The sequence below is a fragment of the Pseudarthrobacter sp. HLT1-7 genome (genome assembly GCF_059383435.1).
The window spans coordinates 1-15,494 of sequence record NZ_JBWZCH010000025.1; the positions used below are offsets into that span (position 1 = coordinate 1).

The 15,494-nt window shown below is 63.4% G+C and carries 18 protein-coding genes and 1 pseudogene; 6 read left to right on the plus strand and 13 right to left on the minus strand.

Annotated features, from left to right (window positions below):
- Window positions 1-48: 48 nt before the first annotated feature.
- From AC50X6_RS17785 to AC50X6_RS17820, 8 genes and pseudogenes are all read right to left on the minus strand, one after another.
- Window positions 49-276, minus strand: coding sequence for a hypothetical protein (locus AC50X6_RS17785; protein WP_494967480.1), 228 nt, complete (start codon window positions 274-276; stop codon window positions 49-51).
- 800 nt (window positions 277-1,076) lie between these two features.
- Entirely contained in the window at window positions 1,077-1,358 is a 282-nt protein-coding gene (locus AC50X6_RS17790) for a hypothetical protein (RefSeq protein WP_494967514.1), read from the minus strand.
- Window positions 1,334-2,188 (minus strand): low temperature requirement protein A, encoded by an 855-nt coding sequence (locus AC50X6_RS17795; protein ID WP_494967481.1) that lies wholly within the window; start codon window positions 2,186-2,188, stop codon window positions 1,334-1,336. The genes AC50X6_RS17790 and AC50X6_RS17795 overlap by 25 nt, the downstream gene beginning before the upstream one ends.
- Window positions 2,189-3,371: 1,183 nt before the next feature.
- The gene (locus AC50X6_RS17800; protein WP_494967482.1) at window positions 3,372-3,866 is read right to left on the minus strand and encodes an aldose epimerase family protein; all 495 of its coding nucleotides are present in this window, start codon (window positions 3,864-3,866) and stop codon (window positions 3,372-3,374) included.
- Window positions 3,863-4,303 (minus strand): annotated as a pseudogene (locus AC50X6_RS17805) (NAD-dependent epimerase/dehydratase family protein); the annotation flags it as partial. The pseudogene AC50X6_RS17805 and the gene AC50X6_RS17800, both read right to left, overlap by 4 nt.
- Before the next feature lie 295 nt (window positions 4,304-4,598).
- Window positions 4,599-4,820 (minus strand): hypothetical protein, encoded by a 222-nt coding sequence (locus AC50X6_RS17810; RefSeq protein WP_494967483.1) that lies wholly within the window; start codon window positions 4,818-4,820, stop codon window positions 4,599-4,601.
- 246 nt (window positions 4,821-5,066) lie between these two features.
- Window positions 5,067-6,050, minus strand: a complete 984-nt coding sequence (locus AC50X6_RS17815) for a M56 family metallopeptidase (RefSeq protein ID WP_494967484.1) — start codon at window positions 6,048-6,050, stop codon at window positions 5,067-5,069.
- Window positions 6,047-6,409, minus strand: coding sequence for a BlaI/MecI/CopY family transcriptional regulator (locus AC50X6_RS17820; protein ID WP_494967485.1), 363 nt, complete (start codon window positions 6,407-6,409; stop codon window positions 6,047-6,049). The genes AC50X6_RS17815 and AC50X6_RS17820 overlap by 4 nt, the downstream gene beginning before the upstream one ends.
- Before the next feature lie 153 nt (window positions 6,410-6,562).
- Between AC50X6_RS17820 and AC50X6_RS17825 the strand changes: the two genes are divergently transcribed.
- The 4 genes from AC50X6_RS17825 to AC50X6_RS17840 all read left to right on the plus strand — a co-directional run bounded on the left by AC50X6_RS17825 (window position 6,563) and on the right by AC50X6_RS17840 (window position 8,869).
- Window positions 6,563-7,267, plus strand: a complete 705-nt coding sequence (locus tag AC50X6_RS17825) for a thioredoxin-like domain-containing protein (RefSeq protein ID WP_494967486.1) — start codon at window positions 6,563-6,565, stop codon at window positions 7,265-7,267.
- A 71-nt stretch (window positions 7,268-7,338) separates the two neighbouring features.
- On the plus strand, window positions 7,339-7,602 hold the full coding sequence (locus AC50X6_RS17830; protein ID WP_494967487.1) for a hypothetical protein: 264 nt from the start codon (window positions 7,339-7,341) through the stop codon (window positions 7,600-7,602).
- A 64-nt stretch (window positions 7,603-7,666) separates the two neighbouring features.
- Window positions 7,667-7,939 (plus strand): SHOCT domain-containing protein, encoded by a 273-nt coding sequence (locus tag AC50X6_RS17835; protein ID WP_494967488.1) that lies wholly within the window; start codon window positions 7,667-7,669, stop codon window positions 7,937-7,939.
- Between the two features lie 204 nt (window positions 7,940-8,143).
- Window positions 8,144-8,869 carry a DUF4396 domain-containing protein gene (locus AC50X6_RS17840; protein ID WP_494967489.1) on the plus strand — a complete coding sequence of 242 codons (726 nt, stop codon included), beginning with the start codon at window positions 8,144-8,146 and terminating at the stop codon, window positions 8,867-8,869.
- Between the two features lie 541 nt (window positions 8,870-9,410).
- Here the strand turns inward: AC50X6_RS17840 and AC50X6_RS17845 are convergent.
- The 5 genes from AC50X6_RS17845 to AC50X6_RS17865 form a co-directional block, all read right to left on the minus strand.
- Complete coding sequence (locus tag AC50X6_RS17845; RefSeq protein WP_494967490.1) at window positions 9,411-10,406, minus strand: aldo/keto reductase family protein; 996 nt, start codon at window positions 10,404-10,406, stop codon at window positions 9,411-9,413.
- 11 nt (window positions 10,407-10,417) lie between these two features.
- Entirely contained in the window at window positions 10,418-11,485 is a 1,068-nt protein-coding gene (locus tag AC50X6_RS17850; RefSeq protein ID WP_494967491.1) for a LacI family DNA-binding transcriptional regulator, read from the minus strand.
- 958 nt (window positions 11,486-12,443) lie between these two features.
- Window positions 12,444-13,211, minus strand: a complete 768-nt coding sequence (locus AC50X6_RS17855) for an SCO1664 family protein (RefSeq protein WP_494967492.1) — start codon at window positions 13,209-13,211, stop codon at window positions 12,444-12,446.
- Window positions 13,211-13,765: a DUF3090 domain-containing protein gene (locus tag AC50X6_RS17860; protein ID WP_494967493.1), complete on the minus strand. Its 555-nt coding sequence runs from the start codon at window positions 13,763-13,765 to the stop codon at window positions 13,211-13,213. The genes AC50X6_RS17855 and AC50X6_RS17860 overlap by 1 nt, the downstream gene beginning before the upstream one ends.
- A gap of 24 nt (window positions 13,766-13,789) precedes the next feature.
- Window positions 13,790-14,482, minus strand: a complete 693-nt coding sequence (locus tag AC50X6_RS17865) for an MSMEG_4193 family putative phosphomutase (protein WP_494967494.1) — start codon at window positions 14,480-14,482, stop codon at window positions 13,790-13,792.
- Window positions 14,483-14,806: 324 nt separating this feature from the next.
- On the opposite strand from AC50X6_RS17865, the gene AC50X6_RS17870 reads away from it, so the two are divergent.
- Together AC50X6_RS17870 and AC50X6_RS17875 are read left to right on the plus strand one after the other, a co-directional pair.
- Window positions 14,807-15,007 (plus strand): hypothetical protein, encoded by a 201-nt coding sequence (locus AC50X6_RS17870; RefSeq protein ID WP_494967495.1) that lies wholly within the window; start codon window positions 14,807-14,809, stop codon window positions 15,005-15,007.
- Window positions 15,004-15,378, plus strand: a complete 375-nt coding sequence (locus AC50X6_RS17875) for a type II toxin-antitoxin system death-on-curing family toxin (RefSeq protein WP_494967496.1) — start codon at window positions 15,004-15,006, stop codon at window positions 15,376-15,378. The genes AC50X6_RS17870 and AC50X6_RS17875 overlap by 4 nt, the downstream gene beginning before the upstream one ends.
- The last annotated feature ends 116 nt before the right edge of the window (window positions 15,379-15,494 follow it).

Genomic DNA, 15,494 nt, shown 5'->3' on the forward strand with positions numbered 1-15,494 from the left:
CAGGGTCATTGCCCGGCACTGTCTCCAGCGCCGGGCCGCTGCCGGGCTCTACTGATCAGCTTGTGTTTGCTCCGATATGTGAGCCGCAGCAGAGGGGTACCGGGCCTGTTCCAGATGCCGGGCCAGCTTTTCCTCGGCGTCATGGCGGCGCTGGCCGACGGCACGCATCTGCCGGGTGGTCAGGTTCTCATGAACCGGCCGGCGGAAATCTCGGTCGGTTCGGTCCGGACTGGCTGGGCCGGACCGGACCGGAACCCGTTCGGTAATCTCGTCCATGAGCGAATTATCCCATTCAGTTTTATACAGGAACAGAGGGAGCGAGCCGCTGCGGTCGTCGTTGCGGGTTCGACGGTGCTCCGCGTCAGGGTCTCGGACGGCCGCCAACGTAGGACCGATGGTGACACCGGGCCGCGACCGGTGTTCTTATCAGTGTTCAGGCCCACGGGGGAGCCTAATGATGGGGGTAAGCACAGCGAAGGGCCCGCGGGCGGCAGTTCCAGGTCCGGGATNGTCCGGGATTTCAGCTGGCGGTCCCCGACGGCATCGGAGCGGGCAACCTCATCCTCGCCGAAGCTGCGGCCGCTGCCCTGGCCGGGCTCTACGTCCTGATCCGTAGCAGCCGACCTGCCTGGGTACTGGCCCTGCTCGCGGCCGGCGGCGGACTGGCGGGACTCCTGCTCTACCGCGATGTCGACATCCCCGCGTTCGGCCCCTTCCCCGCCATGTACGAACCCGTGTGGTTCTTCGACAAAAGCCTCACCGCCCTCGCCGAAGTAGCCGCGGTCCTCGCCGCCGCGGCGCTGACACTTCTCCGGTGAACCCGCAGGGACCTGCCCGGCTACACGTCCACCCGTGCCCGTTACATTTATAGGGTCCCCGAAGGCCGGGGATTTGGTCGCTGGACCCGGTATGACTTTCTCGCCCTGTTATTGATGATCCGGGGGGTGTTGTCGCCAGGTTCGGAGACACTTGCTGACCGCTNGCCGCTGGTGAAACATACGTTCCCTGGCATCCATTAAACCTTCAGCAGGCTCTCTGGTTCGTTCGGCGGCGGCGGTTCACAGTGTCGGAAAATGTTACGCCCATGAGGGGAATAACGGCCCCGATAGCGGCAACGAACGCCGGGAGGAGAGAGAGCTCAAGCTTGCCAGGACCGCCAAGGCTCCGATGCCAGCGAGATCGGATATTCGGCGGTGGCCCAGTACCTGTCGAATAAAGACGCCCCGGCCGGCGAGGAATAGAGCCGGCCCGCCATAAAGAAACAGAACGGTGGCCAGATCAGGGCGGGCGGCCGGATCGCTGATCACGAGCTGATCACCAACCGTCACCAGGATCAGGCCCGCCAGTAACACCACCATGGTGTTGCCCGCCAAGATACCGGGCCGGAACTGATCATCAACAGAAGCAAGTTTTCCAAAGTCTCCTGCTTAAGGCCATGGAAGTAGCACCACCAGATCGCGACGCTTCCAGCCAAACTTACGGTCCCGGTCAAAAGGATCAAGGGGTCCTCCAGATTGCCCGCTATCGCCAAGCCGGTTGAAAGGATAGTCTCGCCGAGCGCGATCAAATAGAACAACCCGAACTGCTCAAAGATCCTCTCTCCCGGGGGCGGAACCCGGCTGCCCTCGGTTTTCTTGCCCGGCAGCCGGTGCGCCAGCATGTGGCCGACCAGATCGATCGCGGCAGCGACACCCCAGAACATCAGGCGGATCTCGTGATCGAAGAAGACGCCGGAAATCCAAAAAGGCGCGCTCATACACCTCCAGATTAGCGTGCGCACAAAATAGTTGTGGGTGGTCCGGTCAAGTCCGACGGTGAGTATCCACGCACCTCTGCCAAGCTGGATCAGGAGGTAGCTCGCAGCGAAAAGCCAGCCGAAAGCACCGAACGCGGCACTGATTGAGGCGTTCATGAATAGTGCGACAAGCATGACGATGAGCAGCATCCACTGCACCTCAAGCCGCGCAGTGTCCAGCAACGTCGCAGCCCAGGTCGTGTACACCCACACCTTATAGAACCCAAGAAGAAGCACAAGAGTCTCACCGGCCCCCACCCATGAAGGATGCTCCACCAAATGATGGGACATTTGGAATAGCGCGAAAACAAACACCAGATCGAAGAAGAGCTCAAGGTGCGTAACCTGGTCGCCGGAAGTCGCAGAACGCATCAGCGACCTGGCACGGATCATCTGTATCCTCCACTGGGCTTCGTGAGCGGACGGACGCCCCCCTCCTGCTGTCGAAAAGGCTGACAACGGTCACCAGAGAAGTCAAGGGCCATCGGTCTGGCTAAGCTGTCGTTCCAGTCGGAGGGTCACCGGGCTCGATAAAAGTGCCGTTAATTCCGAGCCAACGTCAGGCATGAGCGTTGGCCTGAGCCTTCCATCGACCACTACTACTTGGGAACGTTTACCATGGCAGACCTCAGCGCGAAAGGCCGTCTGCGCAGCCGCAGACCAGCTAAGTGCCGGGCTGAGCCCCACCGTCTCCACTGTGCGCGAGCTGGCCGGTGTAAGCAACGCCGATGCCACGAGGTACCTCAAGTATGGAAACTGGAGCACCTTGCCGCCGCGCGGGCAAGATCGCGGCCACGTCGCAGCCCGTCACCGAGCTGGCGGTGCGCATGGCCGGAGTGGTCTGGGCAGAGGCGGCAACGGCTGATGACGCCAGGCACTCAGGTGGAGAAGGCATGACGGGAAGAGCGTGACCACAAGGCCGGGAGATCCACGAGCTGCCCACTGAACTGGACAAACTCGCCCTGGCCCGGGAGCCGGACCCGCATAACCGCCATCCCAGGCTGCGATTTAGCCGCCAAACGAAGTTAACAGTCACAGGTCATGAGACAGGACACGCCGCGGTTGCGATCAGCCCTCGAGTCAGCCTCACGAACGGCCGTTCTTGACACTCGGCGTACTCAGCCGAGGCCGCGGCGTACGAAGTCCGCTGTTGGCAGAGACCACTACGGCGCCTACCGCCCAGGAGTCGACCCGCCCTCTGGGCTGCGATGGTGCGCTGATATCGGTGTGTGAGGCCGGGATTCTGATCGGGGAACGGAGGCCTGAGTCCTCTTGCGACGATGCCGGCTCAGACTAAGCGCAGCTTTCCCGGGGCGGCCGCGACGTGCGGTGCCCCGGTGAAGTGCTCCACGTGGCGTGGTGTGTGGTGCCGGGTTTGAGTCGCTCCAGGTCTCGCCGCTGTTGAGGGCATCCGGCGGGCAGGTCATGGGTTCGACGGGGAGGCCCCGGCGGCTGGGCGGGGGGTCGTTCTTGTCTGCGGTATGTACCTGGACCCAGGGGCATTGATCCTCCCAGGCCCGTGCCGACGCCAGTCCCGCCTGGATCTGTGAGAAGCAGTTGCTCCCGGCCGTGATGGTCAAAGGGGAGGTCGGTGAAGGCGTGGTCTATCTCGGTTGATCCGATGGCGCGCGGGGTGCGGAAGTCGAAGGCGTGGTCCGTCACGGGCCGGGTGCCTTATGTGCAACCCTTCCCGGTCTATGAGGTAGCAGGCGCTAGGATGCAGCGCGAACGGGTAGCCGGGGACCGGGCCCAACCTGCAGGCGGGCAGAACGGAGGACCCATCGCGGGTTTGGGGCTTCCAGTCCAGACTCGGGGCGAAACCGTGCAATGCGCAGTTTCGTTCCGGCTCGTTGATTGGGAGCTGGTACTCGACTCCGTCGAACGTGTACTTTCCGTCGCGGACCCGGTTGGGCAAGGGCGCCGCGATGACGCCGCGGTCGTCGGGGATGGGACCTGCCTGCGGGAAGGGGACAATCAGGTCGCGCCCGATGTGCCGCAGTTCGCGGACGGCGGCACCCCTGGCCGTGATGACGGCCGTGTAGCCTCCTTCGCCGATGTTGTATTCGCTCATGATGGCCGGACGCTGCCTTCCGGGTCGCTCCGGGAAGTTGCGGCGAAGGCACTGGCCACCATGTCTTCCAGGCTGTGGCGCATTTCCCGGCCCAGGTCTCTGGCGGCCAGATCACCCTTGGCTACGATCCGGGGCGGGTCGCCGGGTCGGCGCGGGCAGATTTCCGGTTGGAACTCCTGGCCGGTGACGGCAGCCATGGTGTCCATGATTTCCCGTACGGAGACTCCCGTTCCGGAGCCGAGGTTATAAACCGGTGCACGGCGCCCGCCGGCCTCGAGCGCCTGTGCGGCTGCGACATGGGCCAAGGCGAGGTCGTTGACGTGGATGTAGTCCCGGATGCACGTCCCGTCCGGCGGGTCATAGTCGGTACCGAAAATCTTCGGCCGCCTGCCTTCCTGCAGGGCCGCCAGCACGAGGGGGAAGAAATTATGGGGTGCGGGACGGGGAAAAATCCGCTGTGACGGCCAGCAGTGTTGCGGCACGGCCGATTCGCCGGTGAATCCCACGCGGCGTCACGCCGCGGCGGCGGGACGTCCGGGCCGTTGCCGGGCCGGGCATTTTGCGTCCGCGAGAGTTCCTGCCGGGCGGCTCGGATCAGCTCATCAGTCCGTTGCGGCGCCGAGGTGCAGCACGCGGTGGTGCTGGTGCCTGTTCGGCGGCGCATCGGGCGCAGGCAGAAGAACCAGGTCAGCACTATGGCCGCCGTGGAGGCCCGTGCGATCAGCAGCGTTCTCATGCCCCGGGGTCCGCGCCGGAGCGCGGTAACCGCGGGCTGCCGCCGTTATCCGCCGTTGCGGGGCGGAGGGCTTCGATCTGGGCGCGCAGCCTGGTCAGTTCCTGTTCCTGATCGGGTGTGGCGGGCTGTTCACTGCGCCCGCGCATCAGGAACCACATCATCAGTCCCATGCCGACAGGGCAGGCCAGCACGGCAACGACGAGAAGCAACTGTTCCACGGGATGTCCTTAACGGTCAGAGGGATGAGAGGCAGGCGGGCAGGCGCTCCGGGAAGCTGTACGGGACCGGGCGCGGGGCAGACTCCGGGGCCGGGGATGACAGGAAGCGTGTTCAGGAGCCGGACGTCGAGCAACAGATCTGCCATGGGCATTCCCCCGCAACCAGGGGTTCTTAAAAACTATTCTCCTAAGTAACTTAGGAGTTAAGGTTGCTTGTGTCCAGCGAGGGCGGGGCGGCGGCCGGCTTCAGGGGGCGGGAGAGCTGGCGGAGACGGTCGTATCGGGGCAGAGGTTGTTTCCCGCCGCGGCGGCAGCGGGTCCTCCCAGCAGCAGAACCGGGAGGGCAAAAAGTGCGGCGACGGCAAGGGAGCCGGCCGCCGTCCGGGCGCGGCCCAGGGGGTTGTGCGGGGGAATGAGCCGGCGCACGCGGGCAGCGGCGCCGGCGCCTCCGGCTGCAAGTGCAACGGCCGGGAGCGGGGTTTTTCCCGGGGAGGCGACGGCCAGCAGGGCCCCGGCAACGGTGAGTCGTCCTGACCGGACGGCCGCCGCATCATCGGCTCGCAGTTCGATCAGCCGGGCCGTCTCTGTAGAGGCGAGCCGGAATAGCGCGATGCCGGGGAAGGCCGCTGCCAGGGCACGGGAAAAGCCCAGGATCAGATCGTGCCGCTCCGATAGATGGGCATGTTCGTGGGCCAGGACGGCGTCCAGTTGCGCGTCGTCCAGGGCCCGCAGTGCCGCCGTTGTCACAACTGTGCGCCGCCGCCTTCCGGGGAGGCAGTAGACCGTCGATTCGTCCGAGTCCAGAACAATAACACCAGGGTGTGCATCGTCGCGTCCGACGATGTCAAGAATCCTTCCGTGACGGGCGCGCTCCCGGGTCATACCGGCCAAGCCTGTGCCGAGGCACCACAGCGTGCGCCCGAGGATGCCCAGGGCGAGGATGGCGCCTGTGGCGCCGGCCGCAGCTCCGCCGGGGGATGCGTACTGCTCCTGAATGGCCATGATGCAGGCCTGCAGCAGCCCGGCGAGGTCCCTGCTCACGCTTACTGTGGGGACTGTCAGGGCCGCTCCAGCCAGGGTGACGGCGGCAAGTACGGTGACTGTCAGGGCATGCCACGCGGCGATGGCCAGCCGGGGAGCCCTGTCCGCCCAGGACGCTGCCCGCAGCAGCCGCGGTCCGGCTACAGCGAGCGTAAGAGCGTAGGCGAGGAGGGACAGTGCGGCGATCATGACTTCGCGTCCTTCCTGGCCGCACTGAGGAGCCGGTGCAGCTCCTCGGCTTCCTCGGGTCGTATCCCCTCCACGAAGCCGACCAGGGCGGCAGCCCGGTCATCGGTCAGGGAGAGTGCTTCTGTGACGAGTCCGGCAACATACCTGTCCCGCCCCGCGGCTGCTCCATAGCGGAAGGCCCGGCCGTCGCGTTCCTTCGTCAGCCAGCCTTTGCGGTGCAGGATCTCTGTCACTGTGTGCACCGTGTTGTAGGCGAGCCCGCGGTCCAGGCCCTCGAGGACCTCGCGGACCAGCAATGGTCCGTCCGCGCGCCAGATCTGCTCCATGATGGCGCTCTCCAGATCGCCAAACTTTGGCATGCTGCCTCCTTGGGCCTCGTTCCTATCAAGGATAGGAGATGCGCCGGAGTATTGCACCTAAGCACCTAAGTAAGTTAGGTTTATGCAGGAACGCCGGACCTCGGTGAACGAAGCGCCCGGACTTGGGCGCCATTGACCGCAAAGGACCCAGGGATGTCCCGACCAAAGAACTCCGGCAGGCCTGCAGGGGGCGTCGGCCGCAAATCGCAGCCGGTCCCCGGCAGTCCGGGCCTCAAGCAACAGCGTGCAGCAGACATCCGGCAGAAGCTTGCCGGACACAAAGCCCAACACCGCAGGCAACGGCGCCACCGGCTCATCCTGATCATCACGGCCTGGACCGTGGGCATCGCCCTGGTGGCGGGCCTGGTCATCTTCGCCGTCATCAGCACCATGCCCAAAACCCCGCCCGCCGCCCTTGAGGGCGTCCAGACGCTTTCGGGGCTGAGTGCCAACCATGTGAACGGGCAGGTCAAGTACGAGCAGGCACCGCCGGCGGGTGGCGATCATTCACAGATCCCGCTCAATTGCGCCGTGTACACGGAGCCCGTGCCCAACGAAAACGCGGTGCACTCCCTTGAACACGGAGCCGTGTGGGTGGCCTACGACCCCCTGTTGGTCACCGGTGAACAGCTGGAGGTTCTGCGCAAGGACATCCCGTCGACCTACGCGATCCTCTCGCCCTACGAGGGCCTTCCGGCCCCTGTTGTCGCCTCCGCCTGGGGTACGCAACTGAAGGCCACGGGCGCTGGGGACCCGCGGATCAAGGACTTCATCTCAAAATACCGAGGCGCGAAATCCGCGCCGGAGCCCGGGGCGCCCTGCACCGGAGGACTGGACGGCCCCGGCAAGCTCAAGTAGCGGCCGGTGGAGCTTTCTTCTCTAAGCCAGCACGGAGGAGAACGAGAAGCGATGACGGGTCATGAAGGATGGTGGGCGAGCTGTCAGGCCTGGGCAAGACCGTCGCTCTGTCCGGGGCCATCATGCGCAACATCCGGCAAGACCTAGTGCTCGCCTTTGGCTACAACACAGCAGCCATCCCCCTCGCGGCCGGGCTGCTCTACCCGTGGACCGGAGCGCTGCTGTCCCCGATGGTCGCCGGCGCCGCAATGGCGCTCTCAAGCATCAGCGTAGTGGTCAACTCCAGCCGCCTGAATGCCTTCAAGGCACCCACAGAAGGGAAACAATGCGAATGATAACGACCGGAAAGCACGGTCCGCGCAGCATGGAATCTGATCACACGGGAAAGGAGAGGCTGGCATGCTCGATTGCGGAGTTGACGGCGGGATGATGGGAATGATGGGCGGCGGCGGAATGATGTTCTTCGGGATCCTGTTGACGCTGGCGCTGCTTGCCCTGGCAGTCCTCGGTATCTGGGCTCTCATCGTTTGGCTGCGTAACAGTCGAACTGCAGCCGGAACCTCGGTTCCGGGCGGACGCAACCGGGCCCGGAAAGTGCTGGACGAACGGTACGCACGGGGCGGACTGACCACTAACGAATATCGGGAACGGCTTGAAGTCCTTAATGGGTAGGCCCGGGCGATCCTCTGCGGCCCACGAGACCACGATTACGCCCCAAGGAGCGGCGATGTCCGTGAGATGTGGAACTGGGACCGGAAGGCAGATTCGTGATCCTTCGGTACCTCTTCTAAGTGGTGCTTGAGACTTCCCCATGAGCGGTGCCCCTGAGGCCCCGAAGGCCAAGCGAGCCTTCCGGGCCTCGACTGTAAGTGATGAGTGAACAACTACGAGAAAGCGAATATTGGTATGAATGACGATGCTATGGATATGAAGTCTATGGAAACTGCACTACCCGGCTGGTTGACCCCGGTGTCCTGGTTCTTTGTTGCGGTGGGAGTAATCAGCGCAGCGCTGGTGCTGTACGACATTTACGGGAGGCGCCGCCACCAGCCCAACGCTGCCATGGGATTGGTGTGGTCGGTTTCGGCCCTGTACCTCGGGCCCTTCGGCCTCTGGGTCTATAACCGTTGGGGTAAGAACGCTCCGGGGGGCACGATAGACCTTCACAGGAAAACACTCGCAGGCGGAGTTCCAGGCGGTGCAGCTGCGACCGTGGGACACTTCATCGGGGTTCCACTCGTGGTGGGCAGCGGGCTGACCATCGCAGGAACGAACCTATGGGTACTGATTATCGTCATCGCTTTGCTGGCCATTGCATTGCTTTTTGCCTTTGAGTACTTTTTTGCTTCCTCCGCAGACCGGCACGGCCCGATGGGAAGGAGTGCCGGCACCGCCTTGCTGACCGCCATCGTCACTGTCCTCGCCTTCGACATCGGCATGGGCGGATGGATGCTTGTCATGCACTTCGGAAACTTCATGCCCGCCCCTACCGACATCAGCTTCTTTTTCCTCATGCAAATGGGTCTGGTTCTGGGGTTCCTCACCGCATACCCAGCCGTCCGCTGGCTCATACTGCGTCGCGTCAAAGTCGTCTCGCTGTAATCGTTGCGGATGCAAGGCGAGTGAATTTTATGGCACGGCATGCAGCGTGCAGGACAGTGCTTCGTCTGCGCCGGGCCGGCCGCCGATGCAGACAGGCTTGCAACGAGCTGCTGGCCCCGCTCGGATAGCTCTCCATTTTGGTCGCCCTGGCCCGTGAAGGGGAGTCGTTCTTCGCGGCCGGGGAGCGGCTGGAGCCCCGCAGCGCCGCCCTGCACAGGACGGTTCCACAGACTCCGGTCGGGCGTAAAGCCCGCTGTGGCGTTATTGCCAGAGGGACGTCCGAAGAAAAGTCGCGGCATGCCATTAGCGCCCGGGGCGTCAGCACCACGGCATTCAACCATTCCGGCAATCGGGGAACGGCCTGCCGACGGGTTGGGAACGGCCTGTGCCGAACGGTAATTGTGTCAACCTGCTCGGGATCCCCCGATTTCGCGGTTGGGAATCTTCTGCCAGGCGTCTGGCGCTGCTGCAGCAGGTCACGACCGGCCAGCATGATGAGCTAAGTCGATGTGGGTACTGACAGAACCGCAGCTGTGGTGCCCTAAACCCGCTCGGGGAATGATTCGACTTTGTTCGGGTCACGCTCGATGAGGTCGCCCAAGGCGCTGTCGATCTGTTCGAGTGTTTCATTCGTGAGGAGAATGTCAGCGGCTTTGACTGTGTCGTCGAGCTGTTCGGGACGACTGGCGCCGACGATGGCAGCGGAGACGTTGGGGTTTGCCAGGACCCAGGCGACGGCAAGTGTGGCCAGCGGAACGCCTAGGCCCTCGGCAATCGGCTTAAGTTTCTTCACGCCTTCCAGCACTGCCGGCTGCATAAACTTGTGCTCGGTCTTCAGGCTGCCATCATTTGAGCTAAAGCGGCTGCCGGCTGGAACCGTGGAGGCGCCATACTTGCCGCTCAGAACGCCTTGGGCCAATGGCGACCAGCAGACCTGGGTGATCCCGAGTTCTTCGCAGACCGGGACGACTTCGGGTTCGATGACACGCCAAAGCATGTTGTACTGCGGCTGGCTGGACACGAGATGGATGCCCAGCTCCAGGGCCAGTTTTACGCCAGCGCGGATCTCGTCGACAGTCCATTCGGACACTCCGATGTAGTGCGCCTTGCCTGCCCGCACGATGTCCGCGAACGCCCCCATAGTTTCTTCCAGCGGGGTTTCGTAGTCATAGCGGTGGGCCTGGTAGACGTCCACGTAGTCCGTCTGCAGGCGCCGGAGGGAGCTGTTGATGGACTCCATGACGTGTTTGCGGGACAAGCCGCGGTCGTTCTTGCCTTCTCCGGTGGGGAAGAAGGCCTTGGTCATGACCTCGATTCCTTCGCGGCGCACTCCTTTCAAGGCTTCGCCGAGCATCGTTTCTGCTTTGGTGCCTGCGTAGGCATCCGCGGTGTCAAAGGTGGTGATGCCCAAGTCCAGCGCCTTGCGCACACAGGCCGTTGCGACGTCCTGGTCTACGGTTTCTCCGTGGGTAGCCCAGTTGCCCAGTGCGATGGAACTGACGTACATGCCGCTGTTGCCGAGTTTCCGATACTGCATGAAGTTTCCTTTCAGTGGTTTCTGGGGTGACCGGCAGAATCCGGGGAACCCAGGTCGATAGATGAAGCGCGCAAGGTGCGCGGTGGGGCGGTGCTTTCACGGACGATCAGACGCGTCTGGCGGGAAGTGGTTGCGGGCGGTTCTCCGTGCAGGGTGTCTAACAGGATCCGCGCGGCATCCTGCCCCTGTCCGGCTACGTCGTGGTCCATGGTGCTTAGGCCCACCACATCGCAGAGTTCGTGGTTGTCGAATCCCAGCACTGAGAAATCCCGCGGTACCTCCAGACCTGCATGGCGCAAGATCTTCAGAACACCGAAGGCCATTTCATCGGAGGCAACAAACGCAGCTGTCGGGGGCACTTCCGTGACAAGCAGCCGCGATATGGCGGCCGCACCGCCGTCGACGCTGTTTTCATCGAACTGGACCAGGTCCTCCCCGGCATCCAGTCCGGCCTCGGCCAGCCCTTCACGGTAGCCCCTGAGTCGCTCCAACGGCGGCACGCCGCCCAGGTTGCTGCCTTCTTCATCGCGGATGCCGATGAAAGCTATCCTTTGGTGGCCGAGATGCAGCAAGTGCCTCACCGCCGCCCGGCCGGCCCCGACATTGTCCACAGATACCGACCCGACGCTTTCGGACTGACCGCCAAGCAAAGCAACCGCCTGGCCTTGGGAGGCAAGGGAATCCAGCTCTTCGCGGCTCGGCTGCAGGGCCACGATAATGACTCCGTCTGTCCGGCCATGCAGCTGAGCAGTGCCGAAGAACCTCTCACGCTGCCCGGCAGTGGCCAACTCGTACAGGAGCACATCGAAGCCGGCTTCCCGGAGCGAATGCGCGGCCTCGCCGATGACCTTCCCAAAAAACCACTTGGCTAATACCGGCACGACGATGCCAACTGTCATTGTCCGCCCAGTCGCAAGACGCGACGCAGCGGGAGACGCCGAATACCCCAGCTCCTTAGCTACCTCTTGCACGCGCTTGCGAGTGACCGCCGAAACGCCGGAAACTGCTCTTAATGCACGGGAAACGGTGGCAGTAGAGACTCCGGCGCGTTCTGCGACCAACTCAACACTGACTGCCATGCAGTTCATGCTAGCGCGGCTGGATGCCAAGGAGCAAGCGCTTGCAAGTCAGTCAATGGCTTGACGCAATCACGGCTATCGGCCCTTGTGTGTGGTCAGGGGAGGGACATCGTTCTCTGCCTTGGATCGAGTCGTCGTCCTGCTCACGCCTTCACAGTGAATCCTCAGGTTCAGGTACGCATAGTGGACCGAAGCTTCGGTCAACCGCTATTTGACCGCTACGAGATCGCGGACGATACGTCCGCGATCCCGCCGCCCTCCGAAGGGCCGGGGCCAATAACAGGCCAGGTGCAACCTGGGCACCCACAAGTGGCGAAGCTCTGGGGGAGCGGCTCTCTACTGCAGACCGGGTACCGCCCTGCGGGGTCTCGTCCGGGGGGTTCATCCTCATCCGTCCTTCCCTTGGATTTTCGCGTTCACCACTTCATGGTGGCCAGAGCCGCGTACAACATGTTTTGCTGATTATTCTTTAGATCGACCGAGGGTTGCGGCCGGTCCGGAATTTCCGCTCTGATACCTGTTCATGCGGGAATGCGGGGGGAACGGCATGACATGGCAGCTGATCTGGAGCTGATCATGAGCTCGCTGAGCCAGGCCAGTCGGTAGTCGGGGCCGGCTTCGAGGGCGAGTTGTAGGAATTGGTGGGCTTTGCTGCCATGGCCTTCCCACAAGTTAACCCGCCGCCGCAGCCATCATTTTTCCCGTCGTCGCCGCATCCGGCTTCTGGGTATCCGGCGTCGCTGTCCACGCTGTCCTCGCTGTTTTACCGGTGGGAGCTGGCCACGTTGCCTCAATCAGATCCCGACGATCTCTGCCTCCCCGGCGTCAACGCATGCTGGGCGAGCAGCGCGGCGACGACCCAGACCGGATCTTTACGGATCGCCCGTGCGATCGCAGCGGTCGTTCGTGGGATGCGAGGGCGTATCAGATGAGGAGTCCGGTCGTAGCCGTAATTCCCTTAGAACAGCGGCCAGGGCACCGCCGACATCTCACCGCTCGGAGCCGGAAACCGCCCTGCCAAGCGCAACCGGGCGCAGCGCGCGGCGAGCGATGCGATTTCTTCCGCTCTGAGCAAGTCCGCCAGGTTTCGGCCCAGTCCACCGTGCAGTCCTTCGCTGACACGATCGATGCCGTCGCGTTCTTCGGCGGTCAGAGCGTCTCCCAGCCATCCCCACAGCACCGTGCGCAGCTTGTGGTCACGGTGAAAGGTGAGCCCATGGTCCACGCCGTACCGGTGTCCGTCGGTCATGGCAAGAATGTGGTCGCCTTTGCGGTCGGCGTTGTTGACGACCATGTCGAACACCGCCATGCGTCTGAGCGCTGGCGAGTCTTCGTGAACGAGGGCGACCATCCGTCCGTTCTCATCTCGTCCCTCGAGAACGTGTTTCCAGCCCGTCTCGGGCACGTGGTCCGTCGCGACCAGGTTCACGGCGCTTTGGGCGGGGTCTTGCTCCTGCCAGAGCTGCACCATTCCTTCGCCCATCGGACCATCGCGCAGCCAGGTGCGCGGCACGAGGTCCCAGCCGAAGACCTGCGAGACCAGGTAGGCGGCCACCTCCCGGTGAGCCAGGGTGCCGTGGGGAAAATCCCACAGCGGACTTTCGCCTGCTATCGGCTTATAGATGACCACCACGTCGCCGATGCTGCCCAGAAATGTAGCGTTTGAAGCTGTCGTGATGTGGCCGGTGAGCGTCAGCTCGGCGGTCACTAGGTCCGGCGCTGGCATCAGACTTCGGGAAGGGTGCAGATGTGCCCGTCGGCGTCTAGGGGGTAACCGCAGAGCGAGCACATCGGACGCCCGGCGCCCACGATCTCACGGGTGCGCTTGGCGAATGCGCGGGCGGTGCCGACCGGCATTCGCACCAGCAGCATTTCGGGTTCGTTAGCGCCGTTCTCATCAAGCGATTCGTCGTTGTCATCAGCATCGACATCGGTGATGGGGTAGGCCTCTATTACGACCTGGGCCGTGGTTGGGTCCCAACCTAAGCTCATGGCGCCGGCGCGAAATTGCTCCTGAACGGCCTCGAGCTGGTCATTGTCGACAAGTTCAATGGGAGTACTCGTGGGAACGCTGAAGGGGTTGCCCTCGACGGTGATGAGCTGGTTGAGAATTTCGTCGATCTTCTCCGCGAGCAGAGCCGACTGCTGCTTCTCCAGGGCAATACTCACGATCTGCGTCCCTGCGCGCACCTGCAGGTAGAACGTGCGCGCCCCCGGAAGGCCAATGGTCCCAACGACGACCCGATCAGGCCAGGCAAACTCATAAACACGTGTAGGCATGTCAGTATTTTAGGCACATGAGGTTCATGGCGCCTTTTGCCCTGCACCGCCGCCCACCGGCGCATCGCCAGAGTGGATGCCGGTCGACAGCCACGACAGATCACCCGCGTCGGTGTTGGTCGCGTGGACGCTCGGACGACTAGCGCCGTAGCGCACGATTGATACGGAGGCGGGGCCCACGTTAATACGCTGGAACAGGTCAAGGTGCATGCCGAGCGCGTCGGCGAGGATTGACTTGATGATGTCACCGTGACTCACCGCCACCCACACGGCCCCTGGCCCGTACTCGGCTTCGAAGGCTGCATCGTGGCGTCGAATCGCTGCCACCGACCGAGCCTGCATCGCGGCCATGGATTCACCGCCGGGAAAGACGACGGCGGACGGTTGCGACTGCACAACCGGCCACAAATCCTCGGTCGCGAGATCACTGAGCGTGCGGCCCTGCCACTGGCCGTAATCGCACTCGGTGAGATCGAGGTCGACCGGCGCGTACGGCGTGCCAGCCTGGCGATCGAGGATGAGCCGGGCGGTCTGCAGACAACGCTCAAGAGGGCTCGACACCACCCCGACTACGGGCACGGCCGCGAGCCGGTCTCCGGTCAGAGCCGCCTGGTCGCGCCCGATCTGGTCCAGGCTGACGCCGACGGCCCGACCGGCCAGCAGTCCAGTGGCATTGGCTGTGGTGCGGCCGTGCCGCACGAGAATAACTGTCGCCATCCACCCAGCCTAACCACCCGCTCGATGGCGGTGTGAACCGTACCGGGTCGCGCGTCGAACAGGCAGATAAAGCACTGGCGGAACCCTTCAAGCACGCCGACGTGCTCAAAGCTGGGAATCCATGATTTGGAGGGGGAAATGCCCGGCCGGATTCCTAGCGCTCTTGTGGCAGGAAACCAGCCACCAACTCGGCAGGATTTCCTGGCTGAAACGGCCTACAGATAGTTGATCACACACACTGACGCGAGGGCCTTCATGGACTCCTTCGTCCGCTGTAGGAGTTGGTACCAGTGTGGTACTGGTTTGGTGCCATGGGGTATGGCCATGAATCTGCGCGTTCCCGAAGAGCTTGACCGTCGGCTTGAGCTGCTTGCCGCCGAGGAACACATCTCGAAGTCAGCGTTGCTCCTCCAGGGCGCCGAGCTTGTCCTGCAGCGCCACGCGCGCCGGCGTGAGATCAGTGCGGGCTTGGATTTTGTCATGAGTCATGACGCCGAGCTGGTGACGCGGCTTGAGGACGCGTGACCGCGTACCTCGACATTGAGGATGCGCTGCAGGTGATCGACCGGTACGGGTTCCACATTCGCGACGTCGGTTTGCTTGCTTCGGCCCTGGCTCGGCCTGCAACAACGGTCATGGGCGCTGAGGCCTATCTTGAATTGGCGACAAAGGCGGCTGCGTTGCAGGAGTCGTTGGCCCGTTTCCATCCGCTCATTGACGGGAACAAGCGCACCGCCTGGACGCTTATGGTCCTGATGCTCTGGATCAACGGCTACCGCCACCACTTCACTACTGACGAAGGTTTCAATCTGGTCGTGGGCGCGGCCTCCGGCAGCATAGACCTGATGGTTTGTGCGGCCTTGATTTCCAAACACCTGATCCCATGGCAGGGATGAGTGCTTGCGGCGCAAGCCCGCGGCGTGCACAACGTGCACACCCCGGGCTTCTGACTGGGCTGTACCGCCATCGGCCTGGGCCGGATTCCGGATGTTTCAGGGGAACTTCAGTGTTT

Coding starts and splice junctions, on each gene's coding strand:
- AC50X6_RS17785 (WP_494967480.1), bottom strand. CDS start 276: ATGGACGAGATTACCGAACGGGTTCCGGTCCGGTCCGGCCCAGCCAGT.
- AC50X6_RS17790 (WP_494967514.1), bottom strand. CDS start 1,358: ATGGTGGTGTTACTGGCGGGCCTGATCCTGGTGACGGTTGGTGATCAG.
- AC50X6_RS17795 (WP_494967481.1), bottom strand. CDS start 2,188: ATGATCCGTGCCAGGTCGCTGATGCGTTCTGCGACTTCCGGCGACCAG.
- AC50X6_RS17800 (WP_494967482.1), bottom strand. CDS start 3,866: ATGAGCGAATACAACATCGGCGAAGGAGGCTACACGGCCGTCATCACG.
- AC50X6_RS17815 (WP_494967484.1), bottom strand. CDS start 6,050: ATGATCGCCGCACTGTCCCTCCTCGCCTACGCTCTTACGCTCGCTGTA.
- AC50X6_RS17820 (WP_494967485.1), bottom strand. CDS start 6,409: ATGCCAAAGTTTGGCGATCTGGAGAGCGCCATCATGGAGCAGATCTGG.
- AC50X6_RS17825 (WP_494967486.1), top strand. CDS start 6,563: ATGTCCCGACCAAAGAACTCCGGCAGGCCTGCAGGGGGCGTCGGCCGC.
- AC50X6_RS17835 (WP_494967488.1), top strand. CDS start 7,667: ATGCTCGATTGCGGAGTTGACGGCGGGATGATGGGAATGATGGGCGGC.
- AC50X6_RS17845 (WP_494967490.1), bottom strand. CDS start 10,406: ATGCAGTATCGGAAACTCGGCAACAGCGGCATGTACGTCAGTTCCATC.
- AC50X6_RS17850 (WP_494967491.1), bottom strand. CDS start 11,485: ATGGCAGTCAGTGTTGAGTTGGTCGCAGAACGCGCCGGAGTCTCTACT.
- AC50X6_RS17855 (WP_494967492.1), bottom strand. CDS start 13,211: ATGCCAGCGCCGGACCTAGTGACCGCCGAGCTGACGCTCACCGGCCAC.
- AC50X6_RS17860 (WP_494967493.1), bottom strand. CDS start 13,765: ATGCCTACACGTGTTTATGAGTTTGCCTGGCCTGATCGGGTCGTCGTT.
- AC50X6_RS17865 (WP_494967494.1), bottom strand. CDS start 14,482: ATGGCGACAGTTATTCTCGTGCGGCACGGCCGCACCACAGCCAATGCC.
- AC50X6_RS17870 (WP_494967495.1), top strand. CDS start 14,807: ATGAATCTGCGCGTTCCCGAAGAGCTTGACCGTCGGCTTGAGCTGCTT.